This is a genomic window from Pedobacter miscanthi (genome assembly GCF_003315595.1).
Taxonomy (GTDB): Bacteria; Bacteroidota; Bacteroidia; order Sphingobacteriales; family Sphingobacteriaceae; genus Pedobacter; species Pedobacter miscanthi.
The window spans coordinates 88,856-106,872 of the sequence record NZ_QNQU01000001.1; the positions used below are offsets into that span (position 1 = coordinate 88,856).

Here is an 18,017-nt window from a genome sequence, read left to right on the forward strand (position 1 = left end):
TGAAAGTAGCAACTTTTCTCATTTCACCTCATCAGACCCTAATTCCACTTCATTTTCAACGAGCCAATATCTTGCACATTCCGAAAGATCGTCGAACTGCCAGCTGCATCCGGTAAGCGCAGACCGCAACTGCTCCCTGTCTTCCTCTACCCCTTCAAAAGATGAACACATAAAATTGCCATAAACATAAAAGTTAGCATCATTGCAAATATCAAAACCGCTCAAAGCCTCAATTTCATTCCTGGCCTGTTGTAAAATGCCCTCCATTACGATATAACAGGGGTCAACCTTCGAAAACTCGAGACCACATTCATCACAAAACACAGTTATCTGATCAAATGCCCAGGTGGCATCAAAACCAGCGCTGAGCGTACGCAAAAGTGCTGTTTTGATATCCAAATAACCATAGGGGCAAAAAGCCTCCGTAAAGCTTGCGATCTCACTTTCGAGGTACTCCAAATTTTCCATCACCAAATCCTTAAATAATCCTGTTTATTTCCATTGTTTCCTCCTTTCCCAAAAAATCTTTTCAAAAGAAAAAACGGAAAAAAGAAAGTCCGGAAAAACGGGTGTAAGAGAGAACGCAGAGCTATAAGTCCCCAAGGGTGTTCTGGCGTAGCGAGAACATTATGCGCTCGCAGAGAACGAAGCGCCCGAAATTCACGGCCTTTTTATCCGTTTTGATTGTAAAGAATTTATAATATTATCCAATTAGAAACTATCTAAACTACATATAGTTGACAAATTCAACATTTTTTTATTTATATTTGCATTGTTGATTTTTTCAACCATTTATTTAAAATGTGAAATTATGGGAACGATTACATTATCAGATATCAAGATCAGAGATACGCTGAAACCAGGAGATTTGGGGTATATTGCCTATATACATGGTGAGCTATATGCAAAAGAATGCGGCTATGGAATAAATTTCGAAGCTTATGTGCTGGATGGACTAAAAGATTTTGCAAAAGGATATGATCCTAAAAAAGACAGGGTCTGGATCTGCGAACATGACAATCAGATCATCGGTTGCCTGGTTGCACAACACCGTTCTGAGCAGATACAATTTCGTTATTTTATCTTCCTCCCTGAATACCGTGGACTAGGCTTGGGAAAACATCTGATGCAAAAGTTTATTGCGTTTATGCGTGAAAAAGATATCACCCATGCCTATTTATGGACTACGGAAGAACAGCAAGCAGCAATGGCTCTATATACCAGATTTGGTTTCGAGCTGACTGAAGAAAGCACATCTGATAGTTTCAATAAGCCAATTCGCGAGTACAGATATGACCTGGAATTGGCCTAGTAAACCCATGCTTAAAAACCAATATATGAAAGCAAAACAGCCAGTAATTGATAAAATCAGGAAGTTCAACCGCTATTATACAAAGCTACTTGGCCTTATGGACAATCATCTCCTGGAAAGTAAATATTCTCTCGCAGAAGCCCGTATTCTTTATGAAATACAGGCCATGGGCAAAATCAGCGCCTCACAGATTATCTCAGCAATTGATATTGATAAAGGATATCTCAGTAAAGTTCTGAAACATTTTGAGAAAACCGGATTGATTTCAAAAGAGCTATCAGATACGGACGGACGGGTAATACTGCTTTCGCTGACAGACCAGGGAAAAATAATCTATGGAGAACTGGATCGAGCATCTAACTTGCAGGTTGATGCTCTGATTTCTAAATTTAACGATGATGAACAAAAGGAACTGACGACACATATGCATGCCATAATGGAAATGCTTTCACTGAAGGATAGTTAACCAAAAGAGGCTAAATAAACATATGGCTAACTTTTACCAAATAGGTTTATGATTAGAATCGAGATTCAACAAAAAGAAAAAGCCCCAATTTGTGGCTTTTAAATCTAAACAAAAAAGGACATCATTTACTTGGGCCATCTACTGCTACCGCTTCCTACCATCACGATTTAACCTTATAGTGTTTTCTTTGAAGTTATCCCACAAATCATATGATTTGAAATCACATTTACACTCATCTGCTCCATCAACTTGCATCCTGATAAGGTCTAAATCACAACTGTTATCTAAAATAATGTATAAACTCCTACTTATACGATAGTGGCTAATCCGAATGCACCTCAATAAGATTTGGGCGCTTGGTCGTTTTCGTTTTGTTAGGGGATTAGATCAAATAATGCAGCGACAAATGCACAATAAGTTTCGCTCCTTAGTATTCAGAAATAGTGGTTTTATTCGCAAACAGGTCAAGTACACTTTTCAGTTCAGCTAAATTTTCGAATTCTGACGTGTCTGGAGCAGCATATAACATATAACTTTTACTATTTTCCTCCACAAAACATCGCAGTTCAATATACTTTCTGTCAAAATCTGCAATTAACCTAATCTGTTTGATGTCTGACCAAAGTTTAATTGTATCACCAAAAACGGCTATTCCCATGCGACTAATGGTAATTAGCGGATTTTTCCTCAAAATGCCCATTATTTCCAGAATTTTGCTGACCATTTTCCAACCAAACAAGAGCGAAACCAGAGATAGCACTACTATGCCTATTATAAAATCCTGATCAGCAATGTAGAACTCTGCAAAAATTCCTATAAGCCAGATAACAGAGCCGGCAAACAAACAAAGATAAGCAATGCCGGAAAAGTATAGTCTTCTAGCTGTTATAGGATCTTTAAAAATGATAATGGTACCGTCAACTATTTTTTTCAAAGGCAATCCTGTTTTAAAGCAGCAGGGATGATACAAAATATGGATTTTTTTCGAGCAGTATAACAACTTTTCAATCTATCTATCAAAATAGTCAACGCTTTTTATGAATCCGGCAGCTAAATATCTTTTCATTGTCCCACCTGTTCAAAAAAGGACAACAACAAACAGTCCCCCACTCCTAAGTCACAAACACCATAAAACTGAAAAAATATAATGTTCAAGCCCATTTTTCAATAGAGAATTGGCTGGCTAAATATAAAATATCCTCTGCTCATCCCAAAACCAAAATGGCCAAGGGAAGAAACAGTCAGGTCGTCCTGATTCGTAATACTAAAGATCTTTCTCCCCGGGGCAAATATTGAATTCAGCCTACCTCCTACGTTCTAAGAAACAGTTCTCCCAATGGGATGGTTGTGCGCGTGGATAAAACTGCTGATGCAGGATTTTTAGGCAATTGAAAAAATAACTTTGGACCGGGCAATTTAAAAAGCAATACGATATCAAATCCAGATGCCTAACTTACTGAAACCAGAGCTCCTTAAGGGAACTTTGCAGAATACCAAAGGAATACAATACGATTAATGCAAACAGAAAAGCTAACAACCAAAAACTCTGAAAAAGCCATTTTAAAAAGCCCGGCATGTGAAGCCTAATCCGACTGCTGACAGCGGTGGAGGTAAAAATCTTTTTCTCAGCTTTGCGAAATTCTAACATGCTATCTAGACATTAAAAAAAGTACAATTGTTTTAATGCGTACAGATAAATAATACATAACCTGAGGTATTCATGAATTAGGCTATTCATACCATCAAAATTCCCTTGTAAAATATCTAGACGCCCACAGGACTCCCATCGATTTTCCTTAGATGCGCGACACCTGCGCTACACAATTCGTTTCACTTCACGTGGGATTCCGGGTAGGGTAATGTTTAAAATGTTCTTTTAGATTGCGCCTATCACCAAAACAGTTCACATCCTTTCTAACCATGACTGAATAATAAAAAAAAACAGCTGGGAAAATCTATCAGAAAGGGTAAGATTTTGCTACCTGTACATCTTTAAATATTTTTTCAGATCACATCTGGCCTGAAAGATATACGTTTTAACGGTGCCTAAGGGAATACCCAGTTCATGGGCTATTTCTTCATATTTGTAACCCTCGAAATATCTCTGGAAAGCAATCCTGTAGTTTGGCCGCAATGCTCCCATTGCTTTAGCTATATCTTCCATTGCAAACTTAACCTCCCCGGCATTTGCGGTGGAAGAATGTACAAGGCTGGGACTGTCCAGGTCCTCATCAGAAATAACCTCCCTTTTGCGTTTTGTTTTTACCACACCATTATAAAAAGTGTTTTTCATGATCACATAAAGCCATCCCTTAAGATTGGTCCCAGCGTCAAAGCGATCACAAAACCGGAATGCCTTGATAAGTGTTTCCTGTAGCAAATCCTTTGCATCATCCTCATCTTTTGTAAAATGTAGCGCATGGGAGTAAAGTTGTGGCTGAAATGATTGCGCTGCCTGAGTAAAATCTAATTGGTTCATAATATCAAATCCCGGCGGAAATAGTCCGCCTATAAGTTGTACCATAACACAGATCATTAAATTTTAAACCCTATATGCCCGTTTTGGTTTGGTTCTTTTTTTAAATTGTTAATTTTTGTTATAAATACCCAATTGACCCGTGAAAATACGCAAGGGATTATACCATAAACAATCATCGACTCTATAGCGTCCGGCCAGCCATGGTAAGCCCGTCGCCTCCCTGGTTAATAAACTGAAAAAGCTCAGGGCTGCTGAGTGATACCGTGGTGGCGTAGGCATATTACCCATATCATCCGAAAACACCAACCTCAAGTTGTAGAAATAATATTCACCAAACTATTGAACTGTTTTTAGTGTTAATCTAAAAAAAACATTATGGCAGATAAGGAAAGCAAAAAAGACCAGCAAAATGAAGTCTTGACAGACCGCGAAAGACTGGCGCAGACAGCATTGGGAAATCCCCAGGGTGATAAGCCCTCTATAGATAACAACGACGAATTACTTTCAATACCAAAAACTTCAGGCACCGGAAGCAATCTACCTTCAGCTGCACCACATTCACTTATCGTACACGAGGATGAAAATGGAAAAAAAAGATATCACGAAGGCCCCACCGGAAGCCCTATAGAAGGTGAAGAGTGATAAGACATCAGTCTGAAACAGTTACATTCATTATTCGGAGTAGAACGTAAAACGAAACATTTTTATGGGCAAAAATATCTGTATCCTGGAGGACGATCCGGGCATTATCGATATCATCAAGATCCTGCTCAAAGAGGAGGGTTACCGGGCAGAAAGCTATTCGAGCGTTAACGATTTTTTATCAAGAAAAAATCCTAACCCTGATTTATTTATACTTGATGTGATGCTCCCCGACGGTAACGGAATGGAAGTCTGCAGGCTTTTAAAATCAGACGCAGCGACAAAACGTATACCCATATTGATGATGAGCGCGCATGCAGACCTTCCTCAGATGACCCGAGCATGCATCGCAGAAGAATATGTAACTAAGCCGTTCGATATCGATGTACTGTTGAGGAAAATAAAAAGACAGGTCAACCCGTAAAGGAGGCTCCCTTCGCAAACGCTGGAAGAAAAGCGAGGATTGTTGTACCACGCCATGAACAAACCTTGGCCGGGCTCATCCACAGCAGACTTTAGAGTTTCTGAAGGCAGCACTTAAATATAATCAATTATGCAGGACCTAGACTGGACCAAGATAATGGTAGGTGAGGAAAAATGGGGATTTCTTATCGAGATAGCCATACGTACCATACTAATGTATTTTATTATACTTATCGGGCTAAGGCTCCTTGGTAAGCGTGGGGTAAGACAGCTATCAGTTTTTGAAATGGTGGTCATCATCAGCCTGGGATCTGCAGCCGGAGATCCGATGTTCTATAAAGAAATCGGGCTTATGGTTCCAATAGCAATTTTCGCAATTATTGTAGGCGCCTACAGGCTCACTACCTTCCTGATGGCAAAAAGCAATAGATTCGACGATCTGGTGGAAGGAAAAGCTACATACATCATTGAAAAAGGCATGTTTTCAGTTCATGAATTCCGGAAAGAAACTTTAGCCCAGGACGAATTCTTTGCAGAACTCCGACAGCAGGGCGTGTCACATCTCGGCCAGGTTGAAACAGCGATTTTAGAAACTTCAGGCTGCGTAAGTATCTATTTTTTTCCTGACGATAAGGTAAGACCCGGCCTGCCGATCTTGCCTAAAGAATTTGCCCAGGCATCGAAGTTAGTGGACAGTGAGGATCTTTATGCCTGTAGCTTCTGCGGAAAAACCGTACAAATCGGCAAAGGACAGAACTACAAATGCACCAATTGCAAGCACGATGAGTGGGTGAAAGCAAAAGATATGCCGCGTATAAAATAGCCACTGTCAGGTATTCGGCAGCTGTCCCGGCCGCATTGCGATACACATGATTATCTCGCCTGGGTCATCTCTCCAACACCACAATTTCAAGAATTTCGCCAAAACAAACTAGTAAGCCCATCATTCAGGATCATTAATCAGGCTGTGAACCACCCGGTTTTCAGCGTTCATTGATAAGTTGGCAACAAAAAGCGCTTATTGTAACACTTGCCCGTTATAGTATCTGCCGGCAATCAATAAGTATTCTCATCATAACCAGCCCCTTACCAACACCATGCGAATATCTGAGCTAGCAGCTTCAGATTTCGCCTTACCACAGACGCCCTCTCCATCACCAATACCCAGACGGATATCCATCACATTCAGATCAGGATCAATTCTTCAACGGCAAGCTTAACCACCTGCGGCTTGCCGACAGTTCGCTTATTAAAATGCTAAAGGATCAAAAAAATTATCCAGCAATTGTGAGAATCCCTTCGTCAATGATTTTAAAAAAAACGTGAACGCAGCTGTGCGGAAGAAAAAACACTTATTCCAACCTACTGTGTAGCGCAATTGCGAACGATTTCCTAATACCCCAGGATATCGTGAAATATAATTGTAAACAAAGCTTAAAAAAGACTGTTATAAAGTTTTAACCAAAATGATCAGGTATGAAAGGCTTATCCTCGTGGACAATTACCAGCTTAGAGCAGCTTAAACAGGCCAGCCCAATTCAGACCCTGCAGGCAGGCATGCTTCAATTCGTCCTATTGCAAACCCGAGATTCAGTATGGGTTGCAGCCAGCTATAAAAATGCGGCCCCTATATATTTTAACACTTGTCCTGTTCCAGCCGCCTGCATAAAAAAACTTAGTACCAGAGTTAAAGATAATACATTTCATATTACTATTGATGCTGTGATGGGCCGGTTTTTAATCAAGATTACCTTTGGAAAAGGGGCCTTTACATGGTTGAACTATAGCTGTTGCTTAATCCCAAAAATTGCCCTATACCTTCCCTTTTGTCCTAGGGACATCCTGACGGCTAATTCTACTTTAGATGGCCAGAAATCCTGGGGAGTATTGCATCTCAGTCAGATCGGTACGCGTTCAGGTCTGGCTTATTTCACTAAAGAACAGAGCAGGCTGCGCGTACTCTATGTTCAAAATCTCACAGCATTATCCAATTATGCTGAGCAGACCTCTACCAGTATGTCCGGAGTGGTGAGTGGGCAATTGCCGGAAATCGGCTTATCGCTTCCCTCTGCGATTGAAAAACCTTTGCGAGGAGGTATAAAGACTATGCTTTCGGATGCATATATATGCTTTCAACCTTTGGAGCGAGAAGAAAAAGAACTAAGCCTGAACTACTTAGAGTTATTGGCAGCAGTATACCTGATCCTACCACGTCCAAAAACCCGATACCTTTCCTGGCCGGGGATCTTAAAAAAAGGCCTGAAGGACTTGATAGAAAACCCTGGCTGCTGGTCGATGGTCGGAGGCAATAGTTACCTGAATGCCTATGTCAGCGACTACAACACGCCTCCCGAAATTATGGTCCAGCTTGCCGTACTTCTGCCTTTGGTTGATTATGTAGAGTGGAGCGGAGAAAAGCTTGATGTGGTCAAAAAGATCAAAACGGGTTTACCCGCTTTTTACAATAAAAAACTTAATACAATTGTTCGTTGGCATCCAGCGGCTGAAGATAAATTGACGGGAGAGGAAGAACAGAAATTGCCAATGGTGATGGACTCCTGGTATCTTCACCATCCCCTACTTAACTTATCCAGGTTAGCGATCAAAGGGGACCATGAGGCCGAAAAGCTGTTCTTGGACTCCATTGGCTATGCGATAAAAGTCGCCCATGCCTACAAATACGAGTGGCCGGTATTTTATAAAATGGATACCCTGGAAATTATAAAAGCGGAAACTTCCGAAGGCAAGGGTGGCGAACAGGATGTTGCGGGCCTGTATGCCCATGTCATGTTGCAGGCATACGAACTTACCGGTGATCAAAAATATCTACAGGAAGCTGAGCGGGCTGCAAAGAAACTCAGTAGCCTGGGGATGGAAATCATGTACCAGGCCAACAATACCGCTTTCGCTGCAGGTGCACTCTTAAAATTGTATAAGCTCACGGGAAAGCAAATCTACCTGAATTTGAGCTACCGGTGCCTGGCCTCGATATTTCAGAATGTGCAACTATGGGATTGCGGTTATGGGCTGGCGAAACATTTTCCGACATTTTTTGCACTTTTCCCACTTGCCGATGCGCCCTACACAGCGGCTTATGAAGAGCAGGAGGTTTTCTGTGCCTTACATGATTACCTTCAGCATGCTGAAGGTATAACGATTGAAGCCAGTGTAAGGTTGTTATGCGCCGAATATATCCGGTATCTAGTAGACCGGGCGGCTTATTATTACCCGCCGATGCTTCCCAAAGAAGTAATATCGAAAGAAGTTAAAACAGGCGAAGTAGATCCTGACCTTTGGATAGCACTAGAAGACCTACAGGATGGCCTAAAGCAAAGTGGCTCAGTTGGCCAGGAAGTTTACGGAGCAGGAAATGCATTTGGCATTTTACCAAGGCACTTCATCCGCCCACAGAACGAATGTTTTTTGATTTTTACGGACTATCCGTTCGCAGCCCTAAGAAAATCGGAACATGCAGTGGATTTTCATCTTTTGGGAGATAAACGTCTTGATTGCAGCGTAAGGATAGTGTCGCAAGGTGACCAGGATGAGTTTGAAAATCTGGATTTTCAGCTGAAAGGTGCAGCAGGTAAATTTCAAACTGCTAAAGGCAAAAAAAATGAGCTTGAGGCCACTGTTAAAGGCGATGCCAGATTGCAAATTAACTGGAAAAGCAAAAATGAAAAAGCCCCAGGCTGCAATCCGGACTAATAAAAAAATATTCCCATTACCGTAATTCTAACATTGGTTAGGAACTAATAAATTTGTTCAAAGGTGGATATTAACAGGCTTCACTCCCCCTGAGGAGCACGGTTAGGATGAATGGTATCTAAAAGCCCTACTATACCAAAGAAAAAATAAATACTTTTCATAGCGTGTTATGCGAGATGTATTATATAATCACGTTGTTAAAACACTGTTTTCTCATTTTCCACTCTTGACACAATACGCCTAGGATTATTCAAATATCCATGGCGAACAAACGATTGTTCGATATCATCTTAAACTATCATCACTAATAAAATCTGGCAAATCGTCTACATTCTGTCAAGCATTCGCAACAAAGATACCCTGGCATATAAGTGAGGTCTCCCATACAGGCGCTACCACAATCATAAATTAAACTTTTCAAAACATTCAAATGTACCGGTTCGTCGCGTCAGCGGTTTCCATGCGAAAATTATTATTTGATATTTTATCAAGATTTGTTTAAAAATTTCCAGACCAGGAATGCACTTTTAATGCTTGTAGCCGAGGCTTTTACATTTAAATACTGAACTTTACACAAAGGATTTTAAGATGAGGCCTGGTTATTAAAATGAGAAAACTATATATGCTTGAAGTAGCCCCTGAAGGATATGGAAGAAAATGCAACAACGATTCGGAACAGACTTAAAGAAGAACATAGGCAGAGGCCTGGGAATTGTGTTAAGACCGCTTCTTTGGCAAAAAACATCCAAAAGCCCCATTCAGGTGGAATTATAAGCAGTTCAAGGCTAATGGCCTATTAAATGATATAATACCTGAATGGACAGGGGCTAATTTTACTTTTTTTAATGTTATCATGAAATTAAAATATTTTGTTGGAGTTGATATATCAAAACTCACACTGGACCTCACGCTATTACAGGGCAACACTTTTGTGATTCACAGGTGTATTAAGAATGAAAGCCATGCTATAAAGGCCTTTATCAAAGAGCTCATGGCAAACAAAGGATTGACTTTTGGAAACACCGTTTTTGGGATGGAAAGTACGGGGATTTACTCTGCTAAACTTGTAACATTTCTTCATCAAAAGAAGGCTAAAGTTGTGCTCGAAAACCCATTACACCTTAAAAACTCCTTTGGACTGATCAGGGGGAAGACAGACAAGGACGACTCGGAAAGGATTGCCAGTTATCTTTACAAATCGCGTAACGAATTGAGGTTTTTTGCAGCACGTCGCGATATCATTGGACATTTATCCTCTTTAATGACATTACGCAGAAAACTCATTGCCCTTAGGGTTTCTATAGTAAATACATTAAAAGAAAATGCGGGTTTTGTGAAAAAAGGCCTGATATTGGAAAGTAACCGTCTATGTTCAGGCAGCTTGAGAGCATTGGTCACAGACATAAAGAATATAAATGCCTCGATTGATGCAACATGGAAGTCTGACGAAAGTCTTTCCCGTTTAATGAAGATCCTGCTTTCAATTCCATGTATTGGACCTGTTATTGCTTTACATGCGATCATTGCAACCAATGAATTCAGATCAATTACCACAGCTAAACGCTTTGCAAGTTATTGTGGTGTTGCTCCTTTTCGGCATCGGTCTGGAACGACAATCAGTAAGCGTGCAAAAGTCTCCCAAACTGCAAATAAGCGTGTAAAGGCCTTACTACATACTGCCGCGATACTATCTATCAGATTCGTGCCTGATCTGAGAGGCTACTATAAGCGTAAGGTTGAAATCGAAGGTAAGCACAAAATGCTGGTCATTAATGCAATCAGATTCAAAATTATTTCAAGGATGTTTACCTGTATCGCCCAGGATAGGTTTTATCAAACTCATTATCAGGTAAAATAACTGACCGTAGGAGTTGCATTAATATCTCAACCTGCGTCGCAGAAGCTGACTGGAAAATTTTGGCAACATGGAAATTATGAAATTAAAAAGGATCATTGCATATAAATAAAATTATGAAGTTAAAAATACCCGAACTGAATGCTATCCCTTCACGTTGAATTGCTATTTTCCAATAACGCTCACCCTGCTTCACTATCAGCTTCCAGGATGCAGCTGATATTGAATTTCATATCCTCACTGGCCCAGTCCCATTCCCCCTTAAAGATTACCTCGATCAGTAACTCATCTGCCCTGTAACCCTGGAATGGCCCTCTTTTTAGGTCATTGCGGAAAAACATAATTATACCGTCACCATCGTCAGTGTAAAAGATATAATGGTCAGTAATTAAAGACTGATGAAAGGTATTGCCATATTGATTTTCGATTGCATGATTTAAAGTAGCCATTTTTTTTTGCAAAAGAAAGGACAGTACCGAGTTTAAGCGTTACAGGGAAGCGTGGAATAAATAGCGCAGCGCTTATGCCGCGAAAGTCCTTTTACCGCGCAAAGGGGTGCTGTAAATTTGCAATTAAAAAACCAGGCTAATGGCAATCGGAATCAATGGCGCGCAGTGGCGAAATATTTAACATACACAAAAAGCCCGGCATAAAATAACAGGCCAAGGGTAAGCAAGATGCCCATCACAATAGCCATCATCTTCCAGATCCCGATCTTTGCAGCCGCCTGGCGATTTGGGGACTTTTTTTGAGGCCATAAAAACCCGATGAGTGTCAAAGTAGCGATGATAGCGGCAATGATGCGCAAACGGTAAATCTGGTCTTTAAAATGCAGCCATCTGGCCTTAAGCTTTTCCCTACGGGAAATTCCATCGGTGTAAAGAAATTCGTTTGCTAAAAAAGATCTCGCGGAACTCACAGAGATACGCTCTTTGCCCAGAAGGTAAAAGAAAATATAAGGCTTGCCCTGCAGGGTAATGAATCTATCTTGAGTTTTAACCGTTACTGAAGTATGGTCAAAGCCGCTTTTATAAAAAACCTTACGCACATCGGTCACCACCACCTGACTCCGCATTTTAGGTTTAATGGCAGCGCTGATCAAAAGATCACCATTGACGATAATATAATTACTTGTGAGCAGTGACACGGCACTATACATAATGAAATAACCGATCACGCCGTACCAGTTTTCCCTCTTTATTGCTACTGTCCTTGCAGCCGCATAAAAGCTCAGTGGCACCAAGACAATAAGTAAAAATATCCAGACCGACGCCGGAGCATCATCGGTATAAATTTCAAGGAAAAACCTTGACAAAACGTAAACCGCTACCCATATGGAAATATAGGTGATGAGGAACGGCTTTTCAAGTCGACGTAGAATTTCTTTCAAATGTATCTGACTGCAAAATAAACAGTAAAGATAAATGATATCAGTTAATAACAAAACATGCACAAAAATCAGCGAAGTAATCAACCATCATCAATCCACCCCCGCTCCTTTCCCATCAACAGCCCACCCTTCCTGGCCAGCGTCAACGGAAAAGCAGGTATAAGCGTTATTTTGCCTATGCTCTTTCTGGCGTACTTGACCATTCCAGCCGCTGAACCCCGCAAGAAATTCCGGCAACTGGGAAACGGCACCTTGGACCAGTTTTCTCTGCGTAAATAAATGATCCCTCGCCCCACACAAACAAACTGTCTAAGTGTTATTTATTGATGGAAACAAAAGTCCCGGGGCTATATATTTACCCTAATTTCATTTCAGGTTCCCTTGAAGAAGAGCTACTTCAAGAAATAGACAAGCAGATATGGATGGTTGATTACTCCAGGCGCCTGCAATATTACGGGTATAGAAATGAGCTTGAAGAGCCACACCAACTAATATCCATACCCTTGACTATACCTGAAAGAATCTACCACCTTTCAAAGAATATAGTGAGCCAGGGCCTTCTTGATTTACAACCTGATCAGGTCATCATAAATGAATATCTTCCTGGCGAGGGAATCCGTCCACATAAGGACCGCAGCTATTACGAAAACCAAATCTGCGGTATTAATCTGGGCAGTGGTTGCCTCATGCGTTTCATAAAGGGCAAAAACCTCGAGACCGTAGATATTGAGATGCCGCGAAGGTCAATGTATATTATGCAGGATGATGCCAGAAAGAAATGGACCCACGGCATTCCGCCAAGAAAAAAGGATAACATCAATGGAGCATTAATGAAAAGGGAAAGACGCGTATCGATCACCTATCGTAAGGTCAAGCCCTCAAATGTCCACAAGATGAACCCACAGGGCAAAGTGGCGGAAATGCTTATAGAAAAGTTCGGCTTATATTTGCCTTGAGATAAGTTTATTATCGACAAAGACAAATTGATCCTTTACGGGTTGTTGGCATCACTACCCAATCATAGAAGGATGCTTTATAATACAGTGGATCAAATCCGTTATTACAGTTTGACTTTAGTAAATACAGCCAAATCATCTCTGGTTCCAGTACCCAGTCCGTAATAAGTGTTCTCTCCGGTGGCCCATAAAGTCTGGTCAGTTTTGATCATAAAGGAATGATAGGTATCGCAGGCCACCTTCGAAACATTATCCATGATTTTTACGAACTTTACCTGGTCCGCACTTGAAACGCCAAACGTCCCAAAACTGTTGTATCCGGTAGCCCACAGCGTATTGTCGGTTTTGACCGCCAATGAAAAATAACGGCCTCCCGCGATATTTGTAACCCCATCGAGTACTTTTACAAAATTGACCTGACTGAGCTTATCTCCTGTACCAAGCTCTCCAAATTCATTGTCACCCGCTACCCAAAGACTGTTATCTGTTTTGATAATGAGTGTATGGAATTCCCCGGCACGCACCGCTTTTACGTTTTCTGTAACCTTAACGAACCCGTATTGGTCAGCCTTATGGCCCAGACCCAATTGCCCCCAGACATTCTGGCCGCAGGCCCATAGGCTGTTATCAGTTCTGACAATCAGGATGCAATTTCTCCCCGTTACGATGTCGGTCACATTATCGGCAATCTTTACATAGGTATTGATCACTTCAGCTCTGGAATGCGCAGCGCCGAACTGATCATAATAATTAAAACCAGTAGCCCAGAGTGTATGGTCGGACTTAATAATATAGCCGTTATTGTAATCTGCTTCAACCTGCTGTGCCCCATCAGCAACTTTGACGAATTTTCCTTTGGTTGATGCATCATTTCCCGTACCGAGGTCTCCGAACGAATTCCGTCCACAGGTCCATACGGAATTATCAGCTTTGATAATCAGCGATCGTGATTCACTGATTGAAACATCTTTTACCTGATCCATTATCCTGGCCCATTTTTTTTGCACCTCATTATTACCGGTTCGGAGCATTTGCCCGTTGTTCTCGCCAGCCCCCCATAGCGTTCCTTTATCATCGATTGCCAGGGAATTGCGTTCAGTAGTTGCGATTGCCGTGAAACGGGCATCAGGGGAAGGCTGTGGTTGTCCGGGATCCGGAGAACCATTCTTTTTGCAGGAATAAAACATACCCGATAAGCCTATCAGGCACAGTGTAACAATGCGTTTCATATGTCAAATGCAGATTTACCACTAGAAACTAAGATAAGGTTTGTTTTGTTTTAACATTGCTGATAGTAGATATGATAATTTAAAGGATCGTTTGAATTAGGCGTATGGTAAATCTCTTTGCAGTCAATTTGAGGCGGTTACTGTACACGTTTTGTGCTTGGAAATCTTAGCTGTGCTTATCATTCGGCGGACAACAGATAGCAACTCAGTGACGTCAAATGGCTTTAATATATAATCATCAAATCCATGCCTTAAATAGAGGTCTCCGATCCTCTCATTGCAACTCATCGCAAGTACCGGAAGGTATGGATACCTGTGCCTGATGAGCTGACAGGCAGCAATACTAACTTCACCTGTCAACTTGAAATCCAATATAACAAGACTGGGATTGGTGGAAAGACTCCGTAAAAACCAGTCACCATACCTTTCAAAAAATTTTACCTGATAATCTTCCGAGTTAAAGATGATTGTTAAAACATCCCTTATACTTTCATCGGTTTCGTGAATGAAAATTGTTTCCATATCCATTCATTTTATAAACCCAGTTTAAAACTTTGGCTATTGCATTTAACGTGGGTTCAGATAGAACTTTATGCATCCGGCGCTTCTCCGCTCTCCCTGCCCGCTTCCGGATACAGCTGCTTGCGCAGCATTATTTCGACGATACTAAAGTATGAATAATCAGTCATTTTAACAATGAAATTAATAAACATATCCCTCATAATCATCAAGGACATATCAACCAAAGAGACATTTTGAAACAAAGGATTAAGAATTAATCATCTCCGCCGACATTTGGGATAAGAAAAAATAATTTTAAAGCGAAAGGATAAATCTAACTAAATAAAAAACTTCCGCATGCGACTGAACAGGTTTCAATCCGATAACCATTGCTTGGCAATTTTGCTTACAACATGACTAACGACGCCTTCCCGAATAGCAAGAAGCTATCGCTATTGTGATATATCCCATTGTTGCCTACCAATGAAAATTTTACGGAATGTAACGGAATATACTTAAAGATCGCAATGGTTTCCTCCAAAGCTAGCATATTTGCTAAACTATTCGAATGGCTATAGATACCTGCATTCTATCTTGGTGGATTTGAAAAAGCCATATGGCCATTAAGCAATAGGGCTCCTTTGGCACAACTGATAAACCAGATTGGCAGCGATATCGGGTCATGGATATTATCATTTGACAATCAGCTTTTTTAAACCTATTAGACCTAAAAAGTTTTTCTTCTCTGATGTTATCTTATAGCCTACTGTATTACACAACGGATTAACCAGTTGCGAGATATTATATTTCAAAACAAATGAATGTCTTGGAACTGATACAATTTGAAATTTTTAAAAATTAAATGTGATTTTGCATATTAGTTAGGTAGTAGAAAAATACAAAGAATTATCTATTTTAGTAACGAATTATTAGAGGAATTTTATCTTTCAGCGATCAACCTTGGCATTTTTATCAAATGAAAGTATTGGATAAGACATTAAAAAACAATCATCAAACGGGAAGACAGTTTACCCATGGCAAAGATGCGCAAAACTGGAAGCAGGATTTTTTGCCAGAGTATGATGAATGGCAAAGTTCCATAAAAAAACATGTACTTATTGACATGCTTTTTATACTCCTTCTACTATGCCTTTTATCTTCAACAGTCTTACTTATCAACGTCTTTTAGTCGGCATCTGTAAATCAGAAACATTGTTTTTCTTCACTTAAATCATGGAGCTGGCAAGGTGCAAAGAATGAGGGAAGGCAAAGCTCTGATGTATTTTATTTCCTGTAACAAGTGTATATGCAGGCGACAGCCTGTTACCACCTGACATTATAAATTCTAGATGGCTAATACCTATTCCTTCCCGCCCTTTTTTGTGATTCGGTTTTTCAACCGGTATCAATGAATCCTGTCCAAAAAAGGCACCAATCCTATAGCTTATTATCTGGTAATTAGTACCGGTAGTAAATATTCAGAATCAACTTGCAGATAGTAAATTTAATTATTCAAAGATTTTCAATTCCGATATACATCATTAACTTTGTTTCCCCACCAATTTCCTTTGATGTATGTTTCGCTCCGGGTATTTTTTCATAGAGGCAGATGGCAGACGCTGCCATTGCAGGCTTATGATTCTACATCACGGGGAAAAAGCAATTTATAGTTTTCAACAGGACATAAGCGGACAGCAACTGAACATTGTAAGTACAGATTATGGATGGGTATACCATAGTGGGATAGCGCTTTATACCCAAAGATGGATTAACCAGTTGGGAGAACAAGTTGAGCTGCGCAAGGAAAAAGCATTACTAATGCCGAATATCAGTACCTCAATATAATGCATCGAAACATTCCAATGATAGTTGTCCTTTGCATCGAAATATTTTTACTGAACAAGCTGATCAAAAAATTTTCGGTAATCGAGCGCCTTTTGCCTTCTTAAGCCTGTTGTTTTTGTTTATTCCCGTATAGTCTTTACCAAAATTATCTCTGCAGATAATGTACCCAAAGTCTATTTTTTTGATTTCGAATTTAGTCCAGCTGACAGTAGCGATATATCACGGTCGATCGACAGGGCTGGACACAATGATTTTCCAGCCGTAGCTTTTTCAGGTCAGATGGAAGAACTGCCCCATATCTAAGTTGCCAAAATGGTAACCCAGAAAAGAACACCCCAACAGTACCAGCTATTTCAGGGGGCAGGAACTTTAAGTAAGCATGAGATAACTACACGCACTCCAATTGATTCAGGCCATACTATAGGACCAGGAACCAAAATCATTCGCATAAAAAAAATTTTATTTTCTCAGGCACCAGGTCGTCATGCTCCTCATGTTCTGCACTATAGTGGTCTTGATAGGTTCATGGAGTGTGCCGCCGAGTTTGCGTGTCAACCTAAGTAACATTTCCTGATTAACTAAAAAACGTTCCGAGCCATCCGGCAAAATATACCGCCCGTTGCCCACAAAGTGGAGTGATGATTCAATGCCGATATCTGAAGCCAACCTGCAGAAAAAATAACCATCCTTTTTCAGCACCCGCCACATTGAACTTAACATCTGCTCGAAGTGTTCCAGGTTTTTGGCAAAGTGCAGAACCGCGCTACTGATGACCAAATCAAAGCTGTTATCATCAAACGGCAATTCCTCCACCTCTGCAACCACGAAATGATTTGCCTGAAAATCCTGCTCAGACCCGGAGTACAGCTGCTGAAGCGCCGCTATAGCCTGCGGGTCTTGATCCACACCAAAAACCTCTAACCCCTGCTTTAAGAAAAATTGAATATTTCTCCCGCTGCCGCAGCCAGCATCTAAAACACGCACACAGCCCTTGTAAGTACCTTTTAATAACTGATCAAAAAGATATATGTCGATATTGCCGTAGATTTCCTGTAGATTATCCGAACTGTTAAAACTGCTCATCCCGCAAATTTATCTTTTTTTACCTTAGCCTTCAATTTTCAGGAAAGATAAGTCTCTGTTTTTTATTGCCGGTCCGATTTATATATATCAGTAATACGAAAATGAGATTCCCGGATGTGAAGACAGGC

Annotated in this window: 18 protein-coding genes; 10 read left to right on the forward strand and 8 right to left on the reverse strand. The window is 40.6% G+C overall.

Annotation, left to right across the window (positions count from 1 at the left end; translation table 11 throughout):
- Positions 1-18 precede the first annotated feature (18 nt).
- A complete protein-coding gene (locus DRW42_RS00390; RefSeq protein WP_113946853.1) occupies positions 19-468 on the reverse strand; it encodes a hypothetical protein in 450 nt (149 codons plus the stop codon).
- Positions 469-811: 343 nt separating this feature from the next.
- Here DRW42_RS00390 and DRW42_RS00395 point away from each other — a divergent pair, with 343 nt between their 5' ends.
- Positions 812-1,312 (forward strand): GNAT family N-acetyltransferase, encoded by a 501-nt coding sequence (locus DRW42_RS00395; protein ID WP_113947167.1) that lies wholly within the window; start codon positions 812-814, stop codon positions 1,310-1,312.
- A 25-nt stretch (positions 1,313-1,337) separates the two neighbouring features.
- Positions 1,338-1,778, forward strand: coding sequence for a MarR family winged helix-turn-helix transcriptional regulator (locus tag DRW42_RS00400; protein WP_113947168.1), 441 nt, complete (start codon positions 1,338-1,340; stop codon positions 1,776-1,778).
- A gap of 427 nt (positions 1,779-2,205) precedes the next feature.
- Here DRW42_RS00400 and DRW42_RS00405 read toward each other — a convergent pair whose 3' ends face one another.
- Positions 2,206-2,712 (reverse strand): hypothetical protein, encoded by a 507-nt coding sequence (locus tag DRW42_RS00405; RefSeq protein ID WP_113946854.1) that lies wholly within the window; start codon positions 2,710-2,712, stop codon positions 2,206-2,208.
- Between the two features lie 1,044 nt (positions 2,713-3,756).
- Entirely contained in the window at positions 3,757-4,302 is a 546-nt protein-coding gene (locus tag DRW42_RS00415) for an RNA polymerase sigma factor (RefSeq protein ID WP_341866220.1), read from the reverse strand.
- 330 nt (positions 4,303-4,632) lie between these two features.
- Between DRW42_RS00415 and DRW42_RS00420 the strand changes: the two genes are divergently transcribed.
- From DRW42_RS00420 to DRW42_RS00440, 5 genes are all read left to right on the forward strand, one after another.
- Positions 4,633-4,899, forward strand: a complete 267-nt coding sequence (locus DRW42_RS00420; protein ID WP_113946856.1) for a hypothetical protein — start codon at positions 4,633-4,635, stop codon at positions 4,897-4,899.
- A gap of 64 nt (positions 4,900-4,963) precedes the next feature.
- Positions 4,964-5,323 carry a response regulator transcription factor gene (locus DRW42_RS00425; protein ID WP_113946857.1) on the forward strand — a complete coding sequence of 120 codons (360 nt, stop codon included), beginning with the start codon at positions 4,964-4,966 and terminating at the stop codon, positions 5,321-5,323.
- 129 nt (positions 5,324-5,452) lie between these two features.
- Complete coding sequence (locus DRW42_RS00430) at positions 5,453-6,145, forward strand: DUF421 domain-containing protein (protein ID WP_244215156.1); 693 nt, start codon at positions 5,453-5,455, stop codon at positions 6,143-6,145.
- Positions 6,146-6,798: 653 nt separating this feature from the next.
- Positions 6,799-9,030: a hypothetical protein gene (locus tag DRW42_RS00435; protein ID WP_113946859.1), complete on the forward strand. Its 2,232-nt coding sequence runs from the start codon at positions 6,799-6,801 to the stop codon at positions 9,028-9,030.
- A gap of 853 nt (positions 9,031-9,883) precedes the next feature.
- A complete protein-coding gene (locus DRW42_RS00440; RefSeq protein WP_113946860.1) occupies positions 9,884-10,888 on the forward strand; it encodes an IS110 family RNA-guided transposase in 1,005 nt (334 codons plus the stop codon).
- 179 nt (positions 10,889-11,067) lie between these two features.
- Here the strand turns inward: DRW42_RS00440 and DRW42_RS00445 are convergent, their stop codons facing one another.
- Together DRW42_RS00445 and DRW42_RS00450 are read right to left on the reverse strand one after the other, a co-directional pair.
- Positions 11,068-11,334 carry a hypothetical protein gene (locus DRW42_RS00445; protein WP_113946861.1) on the reverse strand — a complete coding sequence of 89 codons (267 nt, stop codon included), beginning with the start codon at positions 11,332-11,334 and terminating at the stop codon, positions 11,068-11,070.
- A gap of 152 nt (positions 11,335-11,486) precedes the next feature.
- Positions 11,487-12,275: a hypothetical protein gene (locus tag DRW42_RS00450; protein ID WP_147243637.1), complete on the reverse strand. Its 789-nt coding sequence runs from the start codon at positions 12,273-12,275 to the stop codon at positions 11,487-11,489.
- Positions 12,276-12,332: 57 nt separating this feature from the next.
- On the opposite strand from DRW42_RS00450, the gene DRW42_RS28630 reads away from it, so the two are divergent.
- On the forward strand, positions 12,333-12,554 hold the full coding sequence (locus DRW42_RS28630; protein WP_158544242.1) for a hypothetical protein: 222 nt from the start codon (positions 12,333-12,335) through the stop codon (positions 12,552-12,554).
- A gap of 47 nt (positions 12,555-12,601) precedes the next feature.
- Positions 12,602-13,231, forward strand: a complete 630-nt coding sequence (locus DRW42_RS00460) for an alpha-ketoglutarate-dependent dioxygenase AlkB (protein ID WP_113946864.1) — start codon at positions 12,602-12,604, stop codon at positions 13,229-13,231.
- A 104-nt stretch (positions 13,232-13,335) separates the two neighbouring features.
- On the opposite strand, the gene DRW42_RS00465 is transcribed toward DRW42_RS00460, so the two are convergent.
- Positions 13,336-14,460, reverse strand: coding sequence for an RCC1 domain-containing protein (locus DRW42_RS00465; protein WP_113946865.1), 1,125 nt, complete (start codon positions 14,458-14,460; stop codon positions 13,336-13,338).
- Between the two features lie 123 nt (positions 14,461-14,583).
- The gene (locus tag DRW42_RS00470; RefSeq protein ID WP_158544243.1) at positions 14,584-14,982 is read right to left on the reverse strand and encodes a response regulator transcription factor; all 399 of its coding nucleotides are present in this window, start codon (positions 14,980-14,982) and stop codon (positions 14,584-14,586) included.
- A gap of 1,614 nt (positions 14,983-16,596) precedes the next feature.
- Between DRW42_RS00470 and DRW42_RS00480 the strand changes: the two genes are divergently transcribed.
- Positions 16,597-16,806, forward strand: a complete 210-nt coding sequence (locus tag DRW42_RS00480) for a hypothetical protein (RefSeq protein WP_147243638.1) — start codon at positions 16,597-16,599, stop codon at positions 16,804-16,806.
- A 459-nt stretch (positions 16,807-17,265) separates the two neighbouring features.
- Here DRW42_RS00480 and DRW42_RS00485 read toward each other — a convergent pair whose 3' ends face one another.
- A complete protein-coding gene (locus tag DRW42_RS00485) occupies positions 17,266-17,889 on the reverse strand; it encodes a class I SAM-dependent methyltransferase (protein ID WP_113946869.1) in 624 nt (207 codons plus the stop codon).
- Positions 17,890-18,017 lie beyond the last annotated feature (128 nt).